This window comes from Segatella asaccharophila (assembly GCF_054687055.1).
The window spans coordinates 22,058-41,227 of sequence record NZ_BAACAN010000011.1; the positions used below are offsets into that span (position 1 = coordinate 22,058).

The window sequence follows — 19,170 nt, forward strand, 5'->3', positions numbered from 1 at the left end:
TATTTGCTTTCTGAATGGAGATTCTGCGTGTTGGCAGAAGTTCTATGCAGTCGTATATCTGTATGAGTCTTGGAACTGTCATCTTTTTGCGTGACCGTCTGTAGAGTTATATTTATACTGTCTGTAGAAATCAGAAGGCCGTTCAATCGATTTTATCTATCTGTAGTTTCCTTTTAACTATATTCAGGTAAAATCGGAAATTATAAACATAAATTATATGCTGTCGGAATGCTTAATAAAATTATAAAGTACTTTCTGCATAACCGGATTATATCAGCTCTGGTTTTGATAGTAGTCATTATCGGCGGAGCCGCCACGGCACCGTTTGACTGGCATACGGGTATCATCCCCAGGGATCCGGTTTCTGTAGATGCAATCCCTGATATTGGGGATAATCAACAGATAGTGGCAACAGAATGGATGGGACGCTCTCCTAAAGATGTGGAGCAACAGATTACTTATCCGCTGACAACTTCTTTATTGGGTATACCTGGGGTAAAGTCGATTCGGTCTACCTCTATGTTCGGTATGTCTTTCGTATATATTATCTTCAAAGATAATGTAGATTTCTACTGGAGTCGTTCACGGATTCTGGAAAAATTGAATTCTTTGCCTTCCGGTTTGCTTCCTGATGGGGTCAAACCGAGTCTTGGACCTGATGCCACGGCATTAGGACAGGTGTTCTGGTATACATTGGAGGGACGTAATCCGAAGACGGGACAACCTGCCGGAGGCTGGAGCCCCGAAGAACTCCGTACCATTCAGGACTATCAGGTGAAATATGCACTGAATTCTGCTGACGGGGTTTCTGAGGTTGCTTCTATCGGAGGTTATGTCAAGGAGTATCAGGTAGATCTTGATCCGGATGCCATGAGGTCTTTCGGAATCAATCTGGATCAGGTGATGAAAGCTGTGAAAAATTCCAATATTGATGTGGGCGCAGGTACGCTTGAGATCAATAAGGTGGAGTACCAGATCCGTGGACTGGGCTATGTGAAGAATCTGAATGATCTGGAAAATGCGGCGATTACATCTCGTGACGGTCAACCTGTACGGGTTAAGGATGTGGCTCATGTCAGTTTTGGCCCGGCTGAACGTCGAGGAGGACTGGACAAGGAAGGGCAGGAGGCTGTTGGTGGTGTCGTCGTGGCACGATATGGCTCTAACCCCATGGATGTGATCAAACAGGTCAAGGATAAAATCAAACAGATCGGAAACAGTCTGCCTCAAAAGACATTGCGTGACGGATCGGTTTCCAAAGTGACTGTCGTTCCTTTTTATGACCGTACGCAACTCATCAAGGAAACGATTGGAACCCTGGACAGTGCTCTGAACCATGAGGTGCTGATCTGTATCATTGTCGTGCTCATACTGGTCTTCAATTTGCGTACTTCGGTAGTCGTGGCCAGTCTGTTGCCCCTTTCGGTATTACTTACGTTTATTGTCATGAAGTTGACGGGCATAGAGGCGAATGTCGTCGCTCTGTCCGGCATAGCCATAGCCATTGGCGTGATGGTGGATGTTAGTGTCGTCTTTATGGAAAATACGTTACGTCACTTGCATGAGTTACATGATGAGGACGGGCATGTCAGGGGACAGGAACTTGAAGATGTAATCTACCGTTCCGTGACGGAAGTTTCTTCAGCTATAGTAACGGCCATGATTACGACTATCGTAAGTTTCCTGCCGGTATTTGCCATGCAGGCGCAGGAAGGTAAGATGTTCCACCCCTTAGCGTATACGAAGACATTTGCCTTGGCCTCGGCACTGGTCTTAGGGCTCATATTATTACCGACATTGGCTTATTGGATTTTCTCGTTGCATCTGCCTGTTGTCAGATGGCTGTCTCCGGTTATCAACCGGATAGAACCTTTGCACCGGTGGATAGCTGCTAAGAAAGACTCTTGTTATCGTAAACACCTGCATAGATTGGCTATAGGCTTCGTGGTCCTGATGGCGGTGTATGTGCTTGCTTCAACCTGGCTGCCTTTAGGGCCCGGTCAAGGAATCTTCCTGAATACGTTGTTCGTGGCAGGTATTGTGACTGTTATTCTGGCAGCATTGTGGCTGTTGGTGATCTATTATGAACGGATTCTCCGTTGGTGTCTGACCCATCGTTGGCAGTTTATGCTGGTTCCTTGTGTGACACTTGTTCTGGGACTGTTGATCTGGTCACATACCGGCAAGGAGTTTATGCCGAGTCTGGATGAAGGTTCTTATATGCTGATGCCTTCGAGTATGTCCAATTCCGGTGTGGAGGCAAATATCAATTATGTAAAACTTTTAGACCGGCGTGTCAAGATGATACCTGAGGTGGAATCTTCCGTCGGGAAATGGGGACGTGTCAATTCTGCACTTGACCCGGCTCCGACTTCCATGTATGAGGTGACGGTCAACTATTATCCGGAGTATAAAATCGGTGCGGATGGTAAGCGTGCCCGTTTCAAGACTGATCATAAGGGACGTTTCCTGCTTGCAGGAGGTGGCTTGTATAATCCTTCGGAAGGTTTCCGAGTTGTACCGGACGATAGTTTGATCCCCAGTTCTCATGGTCAGTATTACCGCCAGTGGCGTCCTGAGATCCGGACAAAGGATGATATCTGGACTAAGATTTCGGAGGCAGCGGCGCTCCCCGGACTGACCGGATCACCTAAACTGCAACCGATAGCCACGCGTGAGGTGATGCTTTCTACAGGACTTCGCTCTCCTATGGGTCTGAAGGTCTTCGGCCCTGACTTGAACGCTATAGAAACAGCAGGCTTGCAGTTGGAAAAAGCTTTGAAACAGGTTCCCATGGTAGAGAAATCATCGGTTTATTATGACCGTTCTGAAGGTGCACCCTATATTGAGATTCAACTTGACCGGGAGAAAATGGCACGTTATGGCATACAGGTGAATGATTTGCAGAATATCATCTCGACAGCTATCGGAGGAATGGAGGAAAGCGTGGCTGTTGACGGACGTAACCGTTTTCCGATCCGTGTACGCTATGCACGTGAGTTGCGTAATGATCCTGATGCAATGGGGCATATCCTGATCCCTGCTTCCGACGGGAGCCAGATTCCACTGAGCGAGGTGGCCTCCCTGCATTTTACCAATGGCGCGACGATGATCAAGAGTGAAAATGCTTTTCCTGTCGGTTATGTTACCTTTGATAAAGTGGGGAATACTGCTGAGGTGAGTGTGGTGAATCAGGCTAAACGTTATCTTGACAGTCAGGTGAAATCTGGAAGGATTGTCCTGCCTAAGGGTGTTTATTATCAGTTTACGGGCAGTTATGAGCAGGAAGCTCATGCCACGAAACGGCTGGCCCTGATTATTCCTGTTGCTCTGTTATGTATTCTGATGATCCTTTATTTCCAGTTTAAGTCAGTTACGGCTTCCCTGATCCATTTCTCCGGTGTATTTGTTGCCTTTGCTGGCGGATTTATCCTGATCTGGCTTTACGGGCAACCGTGGTTTATGAACTTCAGTATAGCGGGGATGAATATGAGGACACTTTTTGGAATGCATACGATCAACCTGAGTGTAGCTGTATGGGTAGGGTTTATCGCCTTGTTTGGAATAGCAACAGACGATGGGGTCTTGATGGGGACTTATATCCATCAGGTCTTTCTTCATGACCGGCCGGATACGAAAGAAGGTATCGTGGAAGCTGTGGTGCGTGCCGGACTGAAACGTGTACGGCCTGCATCGATGACTACGGCAGCGACGCTGATAGCTTTGTTGCCGGTGTTGTCTTCTACCGGAAAAGGTTCTGATATCATGGTTCCTATGGCTATTCCTACTTTTGGCGGCATGTTGATACAGACGATGACCATGTTTGTGGTTCCGGTCTTGCAATGTGCCTGGCGTGAGAATGTGCTGAAGAATAAATTGAAACGTGAGAAAAAGGATTTAAAAGTATGAAAAAGATAGGTTTGATGGTAGCAGTTGCCGCATTGGCGTTCAGTACAAGAGCCTTTACTCAAACGGACAGCTTGCAGAATTATATGGTGATGGCTGTTCATAATAGTCCGGCGGCACGTGCGGCTTATCGTAGTTATGAGGCTGCCTTGCAGCGTGTCATTCCGGCCGGGACGCTGGATGATCCGCAGATTTCGGCTGATATCTATCCTAAACCGATGACCCATGTAAATGGCAAGACGATAGCTGACATCAATATCATGCAGATGTTTCCGTGGTTTGGAACGCTTAAGGCTGCCCGACAGGAAAAGTCCTGGACGGCTGAGGCTGCTTACCAGCAATATAGGGAAGTGGGTCTGGCTCAGACTTTGGTTGTTCAGAAATTGTGGTATAGGATGCTGTCACTCCAAGAACAGATCCTGACGGTTCAGGAGAATATCCGTCTGCTGGAGAACATCAAGAAGGTAGCTTTATTTAAGTATAAAACGCCTGATGTCATGTATGGGATGGGAAAGGGCAGTGGAGGTAAGGCGAAGATGAGTGACCAACTTCGTATCCAGGTTGAAATAGAAAAACTTCAGGAGCAGGAAGAGGATGTTAAGTCTCAACTGGTAACCGGGATGAAACAATTTAATATCCTGCTTCATCGCAATGAGTTGCTTTCCGTAGCCCTTCCGGATACGCTTTTTGAGTCTCTGATGCCTCTTGTGAAGGTAGAGGATATTGAATCGAGGAATCCGCAACTTGTCTTGTTGAAGGCTCAGGGGAAGTCTTATCTGGCTCAGGCTGAGAAGGCCCGGAAAATGGGATTGCCGATGTTTGGCGTCGGAGTGGGCTGGATGTTCAATGAGAAACGGAATATAGATAATACGACAGGCGATATGACTGGCAGCGGCAGTATGGGACACATGAATGGTATGGACATGCCTATGGTGATGCTGAAAGTCTCTCTGCCTATCTATCGTAAGAAGGTTAAGGCTCAGGAGCGTGCTGCTGCTTTGATGAAAGCGAATACGGATGAAAGTTATACGAATCAGGTTGACCGGATCCGGAGCCGCTATGACGGAATTATCCGTGAAAGCGAAGAGGCAAGACGAAGAATAGAACTTTGTGATAAGGAAAGCCGGATCCTTGACCATACAATCACTTTGATGAGTGCGGAGTATGTCAATGGAACTTCTTCCATCACGGATATCCTGCAGACTCAACGGATGTTGATTGATTTCAAGTTGAAGCGATATGATGCGGTTGCCGCCTATGACACGGCTGCAGCGGAGATGGAAAACTTGGCTGCCGTAAATGATTTCAGTATAAATAAGGAAAAACTATGAAACAGAAAATCATAATGATATGGAAGTCCAATAAATGGATCCAATATGTCCTGATCTTATTGGCAGGATTGTTCTTGGGCTGGTTGTTCTTCCATTCTTCTTCTATGGAGAAGAGGCCTGCTACGGAGCATCAGAATCATCAGACTCAGATATGGACGTGTTCCATGCACCCTCAGATCAGACTGAACCATCCTGGGAAATGCCCGATCTGCGGAATGGATCTGATTCCGCTGAAGACGGGCCACTCATCGGGGATGAGCATGGACCCGGATGCGGTTCAGATGAGCAGTGAAGCCATGGCTCTTGCTGATGTGGAGACGACTGTCGTGGGTGGAGGGGCTGTCAACAGGCAAATCCGTCTCTTTGGTAAGATCACCTCGGACCAGCGGACACAGCAGTCCCAGACAGCATACGTCGCAGGTCGTATTGAACGGTTGTTTGTGAATGCCGTCGGTGACCGGGTCTCAAGAGGACAGACTATAGCCATTATCTATTCTCCGGAGTTGTATACTGCTGAGCAGGAATTGGTTGAGGCGCTGCAATTTGGTGATATTCAGCAGCGGAAGGTATTGGTAGAGGCTGCTGTGGAGAAACTCCGGTTGCTGAATGTGACGAATACACAGATCAGACGAGTTTTGAGAAGCCGGAAACCTTCTCCTTTTGCAGAACTGAAAGCGAATACGTCTGGTACGGTTATCGCCAAGAGTGTCAACCAAGGTGATTATGTCAATCAGGGTGCCGTCCTGTTGCAGATAGCCAACCTGTCGACAGTATGGGCCGTGTTCCAGGCATACGAAGATGATTTGCCTTTCATTCATGTAGGAGAGATTATTCATTTTACGGTTGAGGCTGTTCCCGGAAAGGTGTTTACCGGAAAAATATCATTCGTTGATCCGGTCATTGATGATAAGACCCGGACGGCTGGGGTGAGGGTCATTCTTATAAACCGGGGAGAAATTTTCAAACCGGAAATGCTGGTATCGGGTAATGTGAAGGTTTCTCCTGGTCATTACAGGAATGATATTGTAATTCCTAAGTCGGCAGTCCTGTGGACAGGTAAACGTTCTGTTGTCTATGTCAAGGAACCGATGAAGGGAATGACTGCTTTTGCGATGCGTCAGGTTATCCTCGGACCTTCTCTTCCTGATGGTTTTGTGATCCTTGGGGGATTATTGAGAGGTGAGGAGATTGTCGTAAATGGTACTTTTGCTGTGGATGCGAGTGCTCAGTTAGCTGGAAAACCTTCGATGATGAATCATTGACAGATGGATAGTCGTCTGGAAAGGCAGTATGGAAATCACGGACTGAGAGTAATCGGGGTCCGGGATAAATATCGATAAATAAAACTTTTTAAAACAAACTGAAATGAAAAAGATGATGGTTTTAATGATGTCTGCACTCTTGTTGAGTGGCGTGGCATCTGCAAAGGTGGTTAAAACTACTTTTAAGGTAGGTGGTGTTTGTGATTTATGTAAGGCAAGGATCGAAAAGGCTGCCAGGTCTGTGCCAGGGGTGAAAACGGCTTCATGGAATGTGAAGAGCAAGCAAATGGTCCTGACTTATGATAATAAGTTGACTACACCTCGGAAAGTTGAAGCAGCTATTGCCGGGGCCGGGCATGATGCGGGTTCGGTGAAAGCTACATCTGCAGCCTATCAGAAATTGCCTGGATGCTGCAGATATCGTAGGTGATGTGACCGACAGGAATGTCTGAGAAGTAAACTGGTCCTTTGATTTGGTTTTTATACCAAGTCAAGGACCAGTTTTATTTTGGTAGGAAAAGAAGGTAGAAGGTAATAAAAAAAGCAGGATAGGTGATGAATGAATAAGTCCGATCCTTTAGCAAAGGACCGGACTCATAAGGTATATATATAGAAAATTATATCTTTCCGTATTATTCTTTCAGCAGTTTCTCGATTTCTGCTGCGACATGCTCTATTTTCTCTGTAGGTTCGAAACGGGTGACTACATGCCCTTTCTTGTTGATCAAGAATTTAGTGAAATTCCACTTGATATCGGGCTTGCTTTTATAATCAGGATCTTCCTTTGAAAGCATCTTGTCCAGAACAGGATAGATAGGATGAGTCTCATCCCAGCCTGCAAAGCCTTTTTTCTCCTTAAGAAATTTGTAAAGTGGCTCGGCATCATCTCCGTTAACCTTTATCTTCTTGAATTGGGGAAATTTTGTTCCATAGTTAAGTTTGCAGAACTGATGAATGCTCTCATCTGTACCGGGAGCCTGTTGAGCAAACTGGTTACAAGGGAAGTCAAGAATCTCAAAACCTTGAGAATGATACTTCTCATACAGTTTCTCCAAGTCTGCATAGGTTGGAGTAAAGCCACATTTTGTTGCAGTGTTGACAATCAGGAGTACTTCGTTTGCATACTCCTTCAAGGATACTGGATTTCCTTTTCTGTCCTTGACAGTGAATTCGTAAATTGTTTTCATTTTCTTAGTTTATCTAATTGATAAAATTGTTTAAGAATTGATTCTTATTTGTTCTTTACTGTAACGCAAAGATAATTAATTATCTTGTGAAAACAAATCAAATTTTGAAAAATATTTCATTTTTTAGAGTTATTTTAATTACTGGTCTTTGCTCCTTTCCTTCTTTAATTTTATCCAGTCTCTTCTTTATGGCGGATCTTTGACTTGTATTTGAAACCAGAAGGGGGACTTTTAAATGTTAATTATGTTCATTTTATAGGGAAATCCCCCTGCAAAATAGGATTATTAGTTGTCTGGTTTGCTCGTTTTCATGTATCTTTGTTTGCAGAAAGGTCAAGAAACTATAAAAAACAAAATAGAATGAAAAAGTGGACAGTGACTTTGATGGTATTAGCTGTAGCAGCAATGCCATTCTTATTTACAAGTTGTGATGATTCCGATGACGGGGACTATTATTATAATCCCTGGGATGATGGTTTCAGCTGGAATGATCCTTGGTGGTATGGTTATGACGATGGCGGATATAACTGGAATGACTATTATAACAATGGCCGTGACGACAATAATTCCCAGGACCGCATTTTAGCCGAAGCTCTGGCGTTGAACGGAGAGTGGAGGGGGACCATGCAATACGTGGATTCCAAGACGCAACAAACCAGTAAGTTCAACTGCGACATGACTTTCACCCAGTATGACCAGAGTTCTGTAAACGGTACAGGTATTGAGGTGGATAATGATGGTGACCAGTCTCAGACCTTGCATTTTAAATGGTATACCTTGCATTTTAAATGGTATATTGATGAGAAGAACGGTGATATCTATATCCGGTATGATAGTGGATCTACGTTCGTCATGGATGCACAGTCCAGCCAGAGAGGTTTCAGTCTGGCGGAGGGCGATTATTTTGATGGTTATATGATCGGCTCAAATTCTAATGATATGGCCTACATCCAGTTAGACCGGGTTACTGTGAATACTGCTGATGTCACTCGTGCTGCGGCTAATCAGAATCGCTTCTTCGGTTCAAAGAATTTGATTAAGCCGAAATTGACGGCACCGCTTAAACTGATGAAGAGATAGGCTTTCGGATCATGAATAATAAAAAGAAGCCGTGTGAACAGTTGTTCATGCGGCTTCTTTTAGTTCTATACCGGTCTGTCTGTGCCTAATTGAATCCCCAGGCTCTCTTCACTTTTGATACGTCCAGGTCTTCAACTTCTTTTTCGGTTTTATCGGGGAGGTTACAAAAGAAATCAAGACCGGTATCCTTTTGCAAGGTCTCAATGTTCACAATATAAGGCCTCAGGTCCTGGCTTGTCGTCGTATTATTAGCATTCTCAAACCAAAAACCGATGGCTTTATAACCCTCTTTATTCTTCATCAGAACTGCACTGAAGAAATGTTTGGGTACAATGAGATTATTCTTTCCTAAGATGTAGTTTCCGTCGCTGATCGTGCCTCCTTTGCAGACATACAGGGTATCCGTTACGGGTGAGTTGGCTGAGATCCAGTCCCGGAGCTGGTTTTCCATCACTTCCCAGATACCTGCATTGAAGCCATGCACTTGTGCAGACATGTTAGACAGAAAAAAGGTCTGATAATTCGCCGTAAACGAATAGCGTCGGTCTTCGGAAGGGCAGAGATGTCCATGGTCATAGTCTGAATTATAGTAGGGATCTGAAGCCCTGCGGTATTTCGGCAAAAGGTCCGGATCCTGTGGATACTGGTCTTCCCGGTTTACTGGTTTATATCGCGGGGTATTAATCTGACGGTTTCGGGCATACATCTCGTAGCAAGTAAAAAGATTAGCTTTTTTTACTTTGTCCCAGGCCAGTGAGTAGTTGACATCTTTTTTATCACTTCCTGGTTCAGGAGCATAGTGGACAACGATCGTATCGTTACTTGCCGAAGAGACATGTGGAAATTCAAGGCGTGTAACCTCTGAAGCCATGACGGAACTGGCGACATTCTTGTTCGTATTGTCTGAACCACTCTGATTGCTGTTATCCTCATTGCTACTGCTGCAGGCTGCAAGGGTAAGGGCTGCAAAAAGGAGTGGGAGAGTATTGTTTTTAAATAGATTCATATTAAAAAAATTAAGTAGGAAGGGACAGAAAAAGAAAAAGTGCGGACTGACGTATATGCAACTACGTCAGACCACACTTATAAGTCCTGTGTATAGGATTGAATATATAGATTACTTCTTCAACTTACCGTAACGGCTCATGAAGCGGTCTACACGACCGGCACTGTCGACCAGTTTGCTCTTACCTGTAAAGAATGGGTGAGAACTGCTTGAAATTTCAATCTTAACCACTGGGTAAGTCTCTCCTTCAAATTCTACTGTTTCTGTCGTCTTGCATGTAGAACGTGAAAGGAACATATCGCCGTTAGACATATCCTTGAATACGACGGGGCGATAGTCTTTTGGATGAATACCTTTTTTCATTTTAATCTAAATATTTAATTATCAATAATTTCTTCTCGATTTAACAGGGAGCAAAGGTACTAATAATTTTGCTCTTTGCCAAATATTTAATGAAGTTTTTTATTTTGCGTAAGTGATAGTGATTGACTTGATACGGAGCTGGACTCCACCACCTGTTCCGGTAAAGGCGTTTACGATGGTAATTGTGGAAGCACTCAAGCCATCGAATACTGCTTGTGTATTACTTGCTTTGTTGTTGATGGCTACTTTCGTATCACCGCTCATGGCATAGGCTTCATCATTACCATTATAGAATGTCCCATTATAACCGTCGGTAGTGGTTATGGATACCTTTACGATTTTCTTGGTATTGGGACAAGTAATGACAAGTGTGTTGTTAGCGTACATCCTGACGGACTCATATCCTGTATTCGTATTATTATAAGCCGGAGCAGTTTTCCCGCTACCTTTATCAAAGGTCAGTGCTGTACCGTCTGTCAGTGTTGTCGTTGTAACACTTCCTGCAGCAAAGCCCATGTCTGTGGCTGCCTCTGTAATAGTGTTCCCGCCAGTTTCTCCGCCGGAATTCTTATGTACGATAATGGAAATGATCTGACTTTTCTTGATTTCCTGAGAAGTCACCTGGGTACCAGTATAGAGAGAAAGTTGTCCTAAGATGACTACGGTGTCACCTACTGCGAGTTGGTCATTTGAAGTAAACTTATCTCCTTTCAGATACATTCCGTGATAGATTTCAAGGTCATTGGCAGACTCGCCGTCATCGGAAATATAATAGGTCATACTCCCATACTTGGAATCTACTGTTCCTGTCTTGGCGACTATTCCTTGAATATACACATTGTTTGTCGGTAGGGTTCCTGAATCAAAAATACTCTTCGTCTTAGCTACGTTATAAGGTGAGTTTTCTGTTCCATCTCCAGAAGGTTTGTCCGAACTGGTGCCGGTATTTCCGTTGAGCGAGTAAATGTAGTTCCCTTGAGTAAACTCTTGGGTTCCATTGTAATTCACCAGTTTTCCGCAAACGACTACGGAGTCACCTTCTTTGATTTCATCTTCGGAGGCAAAGTGCTTGTTGCCAAGAGCATAGCCGCGGTAGACGACCAGTTTGTCATTTCCCTTTCCATCATCTGAGAGGTTATAGGTGGCATTGCCATAGGAGGTATCTATACTTGGTGTACCTGTGATGACACCTTTGACATAGACGGTCTGATCCAGACCTTGCCCTGCGGTGATGTAGTTCAAGGCGGTAGCCACATTGAACGGGTCATCCTGCGTTCCGGTTCCACTTGGATTGATCGGTGTTTCGTGGGTGCTGTCACTATCAGTGGGCATCGTATATGGCGCCGGAACATCCTCGCAACCTGTAAAAGTCATGGCCGTCATGGCCAGAAGAAACAATGAATAGATTAACTTTTTCATGTTTATATTAATTTGTAGTTTTCGTATTCTGTAATGGTGTTATTTCGCGGGAGTAATATCATCCGTGGAACGGAGCAGGATCTGCCAGGTATTCTTGAAACGTGTGAAGATACCGGTAATGTCTACTTTTCCTGTCGGCATCACGGCAGTGGCAAAATCTGCGTATGTACTTGTCCGCAGGACAAGATTCTGACTGCTGAACCCACTGAAAGGCCGGTTGGCACAGTTGGAGGTGAGCTGTACGCTGCCGTCACTCGGTGCATAGACAGCTTTTCCGTCTGCATCGGCAAGGGCCACGTTATGAATGGTCATCAACTTACCACAATTGTCATTCAGATACCCTGCGTCGGTCACCTTGCTGGCATCGAAGTCCTCTGTCAGGTCCTTGGCCTTTGACGGATCTACTGTGCCTAGCAGCTTGACATGATTCTCCCATGTGTAACGGTCCATGCGGCCGATGGACTTTGCTCCGGTGGAAGTGTTGACATAGACGCCGCCCACTTCACACTGCTGGCCGTAACCACCGATGTAAAGTCCATTAAGGTTGATGAGTATCTCCTGTCCTACAGGCAGGTAACCATGCAGGCCGCCGGCATTGATGCAGACCAGCAGAGCGCCGGTGGAATCCTGGAGGGCAATCTCCTGATAGATGTTGCCCTGCTCATCATTGCCGGTGACGATACCTTTGATTTGGACATCTGCATTTATCTGGGTATAGTTACTCTGACTGATGACATTACTGTAATTCTCCTTCAGTTTCTGGATCGTAATTACTTGGGTTTCCTGAATGCTGTTGTTGCCATAGGGCGGATTGTTCGGATCCAGTTTTGGCGCGGCATAGTCAGAGCCCATACACGAAGCAAAAAGGCCTGTGATGCACAGGAACAGAGAATATTTGATTGCTTTAATTACTTTCATGACGTTTTACTTTAGAATCTATAGGAAATCTGGAATATTCCATTTGCTCCATATACGTAGTATTTCTTCGGGTTTTTGGAGAACTTGTATACACGTTGTTTGCTTAGCGTGCCTGTACTCTGGTCGACGGTGTAGTCACTTCTGCTTTGCTCATAACCGCCACTTACAATATGCTGGTTGTTGAGGATATTCGTAACCATCAGGTTGAAATTCAACTGCCCGTGTTTCAGATATACGCTTTTGCCGATGCTGCCGTCAACCATCCAGCCTCCATGGCCTTTTGCCTGACTGGGTACGATCAGGTTACCCTGATTGTCCACACTCCCCATTGTGGTTAGCGTTTTCTGATAGCGGAAACAGGGAGAATAACTCAGGTAGATGCGGTCATAGTAGTTGGCTGTCAGGTCTACATACCAGCCTTTCGAGTGGAAGTTTATCCCTGCGCTGGCTGCTGTCAGTGGTGTGCCGCTTTCCCGCATGTTCTTATTCATGACGATGTCATGGGTGACGGTAGCTGAGTTGGAATTCATATAGTTGACGCTGGCATTATTCACATTGCGTGCATCACTCCAGGTTCCTAAAGTTTTCAAGTCAAGGAAGGAGGTGAGTTTGAAGTCCATACCGGCCTCTACTCCATAGTATTTCTTCTTCATCCCGGTCATGCTCACATAGGTGAAGGCGTTGGCATCATCAAAATAGAAGTTCTGCCATTCCGTGACATGATCCAGATAACTGAAATAAGCATTCACGTTTGCGTGTATCCAGGCATTCTGGTACTGGTAATCAAATTCACTGCTGAACACATGCTCATCATGCAGGTTCAGGACAAAATCATTGTTCATTTCCGGAGAGATAAAGGCGGTATTGGCCGTAGGCGGGCACCACTCATAGCCGGCACCGACCTTGAAGACGTGGCCTCGGCCTGCATCCAGTGTCAAACTGCCCTTGGCACCGCCTTCGCCGAAGGTTGCACGGCCGCTCTTGCCGTAGGAGTTCTCCGGGAACATACCGTTCTGCATAAAGCCTTTGCGGCGCATCTGCGTCTGGCCGATCTTAGCGGCAAGCATGACGTGGAAACGGCCGATATTGTTGCCATAGTTCCCCCAGAGGAGTCCTTTCTTTACAAGGATATTATAGTCGTAACCGAATTTGTCGCCTTCTTTGATCACCTTGCCCTTACCATCAGCACCTTCTGTCCGGAGATCATACTGGACCCTCGGGTCCGTAGCCGGGTAAGTGCCTATAGCATAAGTGTTGATATTATGAAACTCATTTGCTCCCAGCAGGTCATCCATCGTCAGGTAGTGACGACCGCTGTTTTCAGCGAGCGTAAGTCCTGTATGGATGGTCCCGCCCTGGTGGAGCTTTGCCGTCAGTGTAGGGTTCACGCTCAGTGTGAGGGCATTGTTATGCTTGGCCTGGACATAATAGATGGCATCATTGCCTATCGCTGCAGCCTGCTGGTTGGCGAAGTAGAGCTGGTCCCAGTTGATCTGCCGGTTGGCCTTGCTGGCTTTCCAGTACTGGTAAGAATTCAGCCACTCCTTATAGGAGGTCTCATCATTGCTTTGGGTAATATCAGCCTGGTTATCCCAGACATCATAGAAGCTGCTGGGCAGGTTCTTCCAGTAGTCCGGCTGGGGATTCTCGCTGTTACTGTAATCGAGTTTGGTACTTTTATAGATCCCGTATCTGCCGAAAACGGAAGTAGTCAGCTTCAGGTCCCGGTTGATATTCCAGTCCCAGGTCAGGATTCCGGATGGTGAGTAATCATTGACCACGCGCGAATTGCGCTTATGACCGTTCTGATAGCCCCAGTATGGATTATAATAGTAGTCGTTGGACAGCCAGTAGGCTTCGTCGGTAGAGGCACCCTGTGTGGACCGTTCCGTGGGATTCCCCCATGTAGTGAAGGAAAGGCTGCTCCCTGAATTCCATTTCTTTTCTATCCCCAGGAAATAGGAGAGGGCATTGTAAAAGGTTCCTTCTACATAACCGTGATTTGCCCACCGGTAGGTCAATCCTGCTGTAAGCGCCCAGCCCTTGGAATTGAATCCTGACGAATAGGTGTACATCCCACGTAGGGTGTAGTTGCGATTTGCCATTCCTATGGAAGCATAGTTGCCTGCTCCCTGGCTGCCTGCACGGAAGTCATAATTGTTGCTTCCTGCCATTCCTGGCATCGAGAAGTTGTTGCTTTCGAAAGGTAAGGCAAAATCGGAAGAACGGGTGAAACGGTTCAGCCCGCCGATATTGGAATATCGGAACTGTCCCGATTCCATATCGTTCATCGGGGCGCCGTTGACGTAAATATCGTTATACTTTTGTGAAAAAGCACGATAGCGGAAACGTACCGGCGAAAATAGATAACCTGCCTCTGAAGCATACTCGTTGTTGTTGGAATTCAGAATCGTGACATTTTGCGACATGTCGTCATCTTCTCCTAACTGTGCCTCAGTAAAGGTGAAAGCATTCTCATCCATCGACGTGGCTGCATTTTGATCCGTTTTGGTGTTCTGTGCCAAAAGCAGCGGACTGTAGAATGAGAGTGCGAGTACCGCAATTTTTACCTGATTGTGCATGAATGTAGTTTAATAAAAATTATATCTTATCGCAAAGTAACAAAATAAATTTTAAATTAAAAAGTTTTTTTGATTAATTTTTCATGAAATATGCTCGTAATTCGGAAGAAATTACGATATTTGCAATACTGAAAAGGAGATGAAATGTTTTTTAGGGTTAAAAAAGGTGATTGTTGTTAAATGAAGTTTTATTGATTAAAGTAGGGGGAAATGATGACAATTGTCTTACGATATTGATTTGAGATGAAATATTTATCATTTGAAAAATATAATTGAGAAGAATATGAAAAAACAATTGTTGTTTCTTGCAGCCTTGCTGTTGATCAGTCTGACGGTTTCTGCTCAGAAGAAATACACGTGTTATGCGGTAGGGTTTTACAATCAGGAGAACCTTTTTGATACTTGTCATGATGCGGGTAAAAATGACTATGAATATCTGCCTAATGGCAGTGCTCACTGGGACAAACTCCGGTATACGCATAAAATTCACAATATGGCTCGTGCGCTGGCAGACATTGGTACGGATGTGCTTCCTAAAGTGGGATGTACAATGATCGGGATGGCTGAAGTGGAAAATGACCATGTGATGAACGATTTGATAGCCCAGCCTCCTTTGAAGGACAGGGGATACCGGTATATACATATTGAAGGGCCTGATCGCCGGGGGATTGACTGTGCATTGCTTTATAATCCGGCACTTTATACAATCAGGAATGTGAAATTGATCCCTTATCATCAGGAGTTAGCTAAGGACAGTGCTTTCAAGACGCGAGGCTTCCTGACCGTCAGCGGGGAACTGGCGGGGGAGCATGTCTCGGTGATCGTCTGCCATTGGCCGAGTCGCTTTTCCGGGAGTTTTTATCGTGAAAGTGCTGGACGACAGGTGAAGGTGATCAAGGATTCTCTGTTGAGAGATGATCCCCACTGCAAGGTGATCGTGATGGGGGATATGAATGATGATCCTACAAATGCCAGTATGCATAAGTACCTGAGTGCTAAGGGGGAGATAGATCAGGTGGGACCTGATGACATGTATAACCCTTGGTATAATATCCTGGCAAAGGACGGAAAGGGTACGCTGAGTTACCGGGGATCATGGGATCTTTTCGACCAGATCGTGATGACTCCGAACTTGATCAACAAGAAAGGCGTGCATGATTATTCTTCTTTGAAGTTCTGGAAAAATGAGATCGTCATACGGGATTACCTCGTCCAGCAGTCGGGACCTTATAAGGGTACTCCGAAACGTACAATGGCTGGTGGCGTGTGGTTGGATGGTTACAGTGACCATTTCCCCGTGGTGGCTTATTTCCTGAAGGAGAGAAAATAGTGAGGACCTTATGTACAATCCTATTTATAAGAGGTAATAAATGAATGCTGTAGATGAAGAGGGTAATCATGAGGAGAGGGGTAAGGGACCGGTCATCGAGTCTCATCCTTTTAAACCCTGGTTACCGGAGGGTGCACGTCTGCTGATGCTCGGGACGTTTCCTCCTGCACCCAGGCGCTGGTGTATGCCCTGGTATTATCCGAATTTCCAGAATGATATGTGGCGTATCTTCGGTATCCTTTTTTTCGGGGACAAGGAACATTTCGTCGTTCCTGGTGAGAAGCGCTTTGACCTTCCTGCGATCCAAAAATTCCTGGAACAGCATCATATTGCTATCTTTGATACGGCTTTGCGGATACGCCGGATGAAGGGAACGGCGTCTGACAAGGATCTTGAAATCGTGGAACCGACGGATCTGGATGGCCTGCTCCGTTCTCTGCCGCAATGCAGGGGAGTGCTCACGGCCGGGCAACTGGCTACGAAAGTGTTTACGGATCATTATGGGATCAGGGCCAAAGGCTTGAAGATGGGGAGTTATGTGGAATTTTCCTTCGAGGGAAGGGCTCTCCGGCTTTACCGGATGCCGAGCAGCAGCCGTGCTTACCCGATGGCTGTCGGAAAAAAAGCTGCTTACTATAAGAAAATGTTTGATGAATTACTTTAGTTACGATATTAACGCGATAGAGAATGCCAAATAAGATAACAGTAATAGGTATTGCCGGTGGAACAGGCAGCGGAAAGACAACTGTAGTGAAAAAGATCGTTGAGGCCTTGCCTCCCAACTATGTGGCGGTGGTTCCACAGGACTCTTATTACAACAGTACAACGGGGATGACGGATGATGAGCGCCATGCCATCAACTTTGATCATCCGGATGCCTTTGACTGGAAACTGCTGATCAGGCAGATCGGTGAGCTGCGTCATGGCCGTGCCATAGAGCAGCCTACTTATTCTTATCTGAAATGCAACCGACTTCCGGAAACGGTCCATGTAGAACCGAAAAGGGTGATCATCATCGAGGGAATTATGGCTTTGCTGAATAAAAAACTCCGGGATATGATGGATCTCAAGATCTACGTGGACTGTGATTCGGATGAACGGCTCATCCGGAATATTCAGCGGGATACGATCGACAGGGGACGCACGGTGTCAATGGTCGTCGATCGCTATCTGAAGGTCTTGAAGCCGATGCATGAACAGTTTATTGAACCTACGAAGCGTTATGCGGACTTGATCATCCCCGAGGGGGGCGAGAATGTTAAAGGGATCGGCATCCTTTGCAAATATATTGAAGGGCTGATCCTGGAGGATAAGGTGAATTCGAAATAACTGTCTTTTTATTTCTCCGTCTCTTTCTCCTGTTTCTTTCCCTCAGTGCTTCCTTCCTGCTCCGCGCTGTTGGTTTGGGGATGGTATCGCTGCGCTGCTTGTGTAAACTCTTTCTTGCACCGTGCTGCCTTGATGGAATTGGTACATTCTACGACTCCGTAGAGTATCATGCACCATCCAATGACTACTAATGGAGCTGCGGCAATTGCTGAAGGCTTGATCAGGGCGATAAGACCGACCAGGAGGATAATGGAGGGGAATATCCAGAAGGCGGCTCCCACCTTGGCAAATTTCTTTACCATGGCAAGATTGATAAACTGGTTGATGGCTCCAAGGATCAGTATGAGTGCGAAGATAAGCGTAAGGGCGGTGATGAAATTGTTCGGGATGAGGGCCAGGATAATACCTAATATAATGCTTCCTATTCCTACGATCGGAAAGGCGGGTTTCTGACCCGTCAGTTGTTTGCCATTGGCATCATAGATAATGGCATCTGAGGCGTGTTTCCGGGTACTATAATAGGTGGCGATGGAGATGACTCCCGAGATCAGGAATAGTGCCCCGATGATCATCGTCATCCACGTGACGGTCTTGTTGCGGAACCTGACTAATAAAATGCCGACGATAATGGCTGTGATAGCCCTGAAAAAATGACTCTGTAATACTTTCATGAATGATCTGTATTGATATACCTGTCAGAAGTTGCTGACTTGCTTCTATGAAATGAGGTATTTGTATTCTTATTTCTTGCAAATTTACGAAAAATCTTTGTCCTTTGTCCTTTCTTTCTCTCTTTTTTAGTAATTTTGCACGCAAATTTAAACAAAATGACAACATTATATTTGGTACGACACGGTGAAACGATAGCTAACGCTGCAAAAATCCTTCAGGGACAGCGCCAGGGACAATTGAATGAGATGGGGATTAAACAGGCGGAACAAACTCGTGACCAACTGTCGAAGAAACCGATAGATGTGTTTGTCTCAAGTGATCTGAAACGTGCCATGGATACGTGTAAAATCATCGCAGCACCTCATGGCGTAACGGATATTGTTACGACTCCTCTTCTTCGTGAACGCGATTGGGGGAGTTTCACGGACAAGTTTATCCCTAACCTGGAGGGCGTCAAGTGGCCCGAAGATGTGGAATCTCTGGATAGCCTGAAATCCCGGGCTCGTGCTTTCCTGAATTGGCTGAAGGTGACTTACCCTGACCGGACGATTTTAGCCGTAGGACATGGCATCATCAACAAGGCCATACAAAGTGTTTACTATAAAAAACCGATGAATGAGATTGCCAAAATGGGCAATGCTGAAGTGAGAGTCTTCAAACTTTGACCGCTCGGGTGCTGTGTAGCTCTGTAACGGCGAAGGCTCTTTTATAATAAAGGATCTTTCTCGTAAAAAAAACAGCGGGGCAACCTCACGGTCTCCTCGCTGCACACTTATTATAACTCT

Annotated in this window: 16 protein-coding genes; 9 read left to right on the forward strand and 7 right to left on the reverse strand. The window is 45.6% G+C overall.

Annotated features, from left to right (window positions below):
* The first annotated feature begins 228 nt into the window (after positions 1-228).
* From ACYRYG_RS08250 to ACYRYG_RS08265, 4 genes are all read left to right on the forward strand, one after another.
* A complete protein-coding gene (locus tag ACYRYG_RS08250; RefSeq protein WP_460197973.1) occupies positions 229-3,909 on the forward strand; it encodes an efflux RND transporter permease subunit in 3,681 nt (1,226 codons plus the stop codon).
* Positions 3,906-5,237 (forward strand): TolC family protein, encoded by a 1,332-nt coding sequence (locus tag ACYRYG_RS08255; protein WP_460197974.1) that lies wholly within the window; start codon positions 3,906-3,908, stop codon positions 5,235-5,237. The genes ACYRYG_RS08250 and ACYRYG_RS08255 overlap by 4 nt, the downstream gene beginning before the upstream one ends.
* A complete protein-coding gene (locus tag ACYRYG_RS08260; protein WP_460197975.1) occupies positions 5,234-6,499 on the forward strand; it encodes an efflux RND transporter periplasmic adaptor subunit in 1,266 nt (421 codons plus the stop codon). The genes ACYRYG_RS08255 and ACYRYG_RS08260 overlap by 4 nt, the downstream gene beginning before the upstream one ends.
* Positions 6,500-6,602: 103 nt before the next feature.
* Positions 6,603-6,929, forward strand: a complete 327-nt coding sequence (locus ACYRYG_RS08265) for a heavy-metal-associated domain-containing protein (RefSeq protein ID WP_460197976.1) — start codon at positions 6,603-6,605, stop codon at positions 6,927-6,929.
* Positions 6,930-7,131: 202 nt separating this feature from the next.
* Here ACYRYG_RS08265 and ACYRYG_RS08270 read toward each other — a convergent pair whose 3' ends face one another.
* Positions 7,132-7,686, reverse strand: a complete 555-nt coding sequence (locus ACYRYG_RS08270) for a glutathione peroxidase (RefSeq protein ID WP_293430181.1) — start codon at positions 7,684-7,686, stop codon at positions 7,132-7,134.
* Between the two features lie 360 nt (positions 7,687-8,046).
* On the opposite strand from ACYRYG_RS08270, the gene ACYRYG_RS08275 reads away from it, so the two are divergent.
* A complete protein-coding gene (locus ACYRYG_RS08275; protein ID WP_460197977.1) occupies positions 8,047-8,766 on the forward strand; it encodes a hypothetical protein in 720 nt (239 codons plus the stop codon).
* An 85-nt stretch (positions 8,767-8,851) separates the two neighbouring features.
* Here ACYRYG_RS08275 and ACYRYG_RS08280 read toward each other — a convergent pair whose 3' ends face one another.
* The 5 genes from ACYRYG_RS08280 to ACYRYG_RS08300 form a co-directional block, all read right to left on the reverse strand.
* Entirely contained in the window at positions 8,852-9,772 is a 921-nt protein-coding gene (locus ACYRYG_RS08280) for a DNA/RNA non-specific endonuclease (protein WP_298674144.1), read from the reverse strand.
* A gap of 111 nt (positions 9,773-9,883) precedes the next feature.
* Entirely contained in the window at positions 9,884-10,135 is a 252-nt protein-coding gene (locus ACYRYG_RS08285; RefSeq protein WP_293425733.1) for a type B 50S ribosomal protein L31, read from the reverse strand.
* 99 nt (positions 10,136-10,234) lie between these two features.
* Complete coding sequence (locus tag ACYRYG_RS08290) at positions 10,235-11,554, reverse strand: hypothetical protein (protein WP_460197978.1); 1,320 nt, start codon at positions 11,552-11,554, stop codon at positions 10,235-10,237.
* 39 nt (positions 11,555-11,593) lie between these two features.
* Positions 11,594-12,472 carry a DUF5689 domain-containing protein gene (locus tag ACYRYG_RS08295; protein ID WP_293423443.1) on the reverse strand — a complete coding sequence of 293 codons (879 nt, stop codon included), beginning with the start codon at positions 12,470-12,472 and terminating at the stop codon, positions 11,594-11,596.
* Between the two features lie 11 nt (positions 12,473-12,483).
* The gene (locus ACYRYG_RS08300) at positions 12,484-15,054 is read right to left on the reverse strand and encodes a TonB-dependent receptor (RefSeq protein WP_293423441.1); all 2,571 of its coding nucleotides are present in this window, start codon (positions 15,052-15,054) and stop codon (positions 12,484-12,486) included.
* Between the two features lie 283 nt (positions 15,055-15,337).
* Between ACYRYG_RS08300 and ACYRYG_RS08305 the strand changes: the two genes are divergently transcribed.
* The 3 genes from ACYRYG_RS08305 to udk are packed head-to-tail and all read left to right on the forward strand — an operon-like array spanning position 15,338 to position 17,713.
* Positions 15,338-16,384, forward strand: coding sequence for an endonuclease/exonuclease/phosphatase family protein (locus tag ACYRYG_RS08305; RefSeq protein ID WP_298671651.1), 1,047 nt, complete (start codon positions 15,338-15,340; stop codon positions 16,382-16,384).
* A gap of 40 nt (positions 16,385-16,424) precedes the next feature.
* On the forward strand, positions 16,425-17,048 hold the full coding sequence (locus ACYRYG_RS08310; protein WP_293423437.1) for a uracil-DNA glycosylase family protein: 624 nt from the start codon (positions 16,425-16,427) through the stop codon (positions 17,046-17,048).
* 23 nt (positions 17,049-17,071) lie between these two features.
* The gene (gene udk, locus ACYRYG_RS08315; protein ID WP_293423435.1) at positions 17,072-17,713 is read left to right on the forward strand and encodes a uridine kinase; all 642 of its coding nucleotides are present in this window, start codon (positions 17,072-17,074) and stop codon (positions 17,711-17,713) included.
* Positions 17,714-17,721: 8 nt separating this feature from the next.
* Here the strand turns inward: udk and ACYRYG_RS08320 are convergent, their stop codons facing one another.
* On the reverse strand, positions 17,722-18,384 hold the full coding sequence (locus ACYRYG_RS08320; RefSeq protein ID WP_293423433.1) for a DUF308 domain-containing protein: 663 nt from the start codon (positions 18,382-18,384) through the stop codon (positions 17,722-17,724).
* Between the two features lie 156 nt (positions 18,385-18,540).
* Here ACYRYG_RS08320 and ACYRYG_RS08325 point away from each other — a divergent pair, with 156 nt between their 5' ends.
* Entirely contained in the window at positions 18,541-19,050 is a 510-nt protein-coding gene (locus tag ACYRYG_RS08325; protein ID WP_293423431.1) for a histidine phosphatase family protein, read from the forward strand.
* The last annotated feature ends 120 nt before the right edge of the window (positions 19,051-19,170 follow it).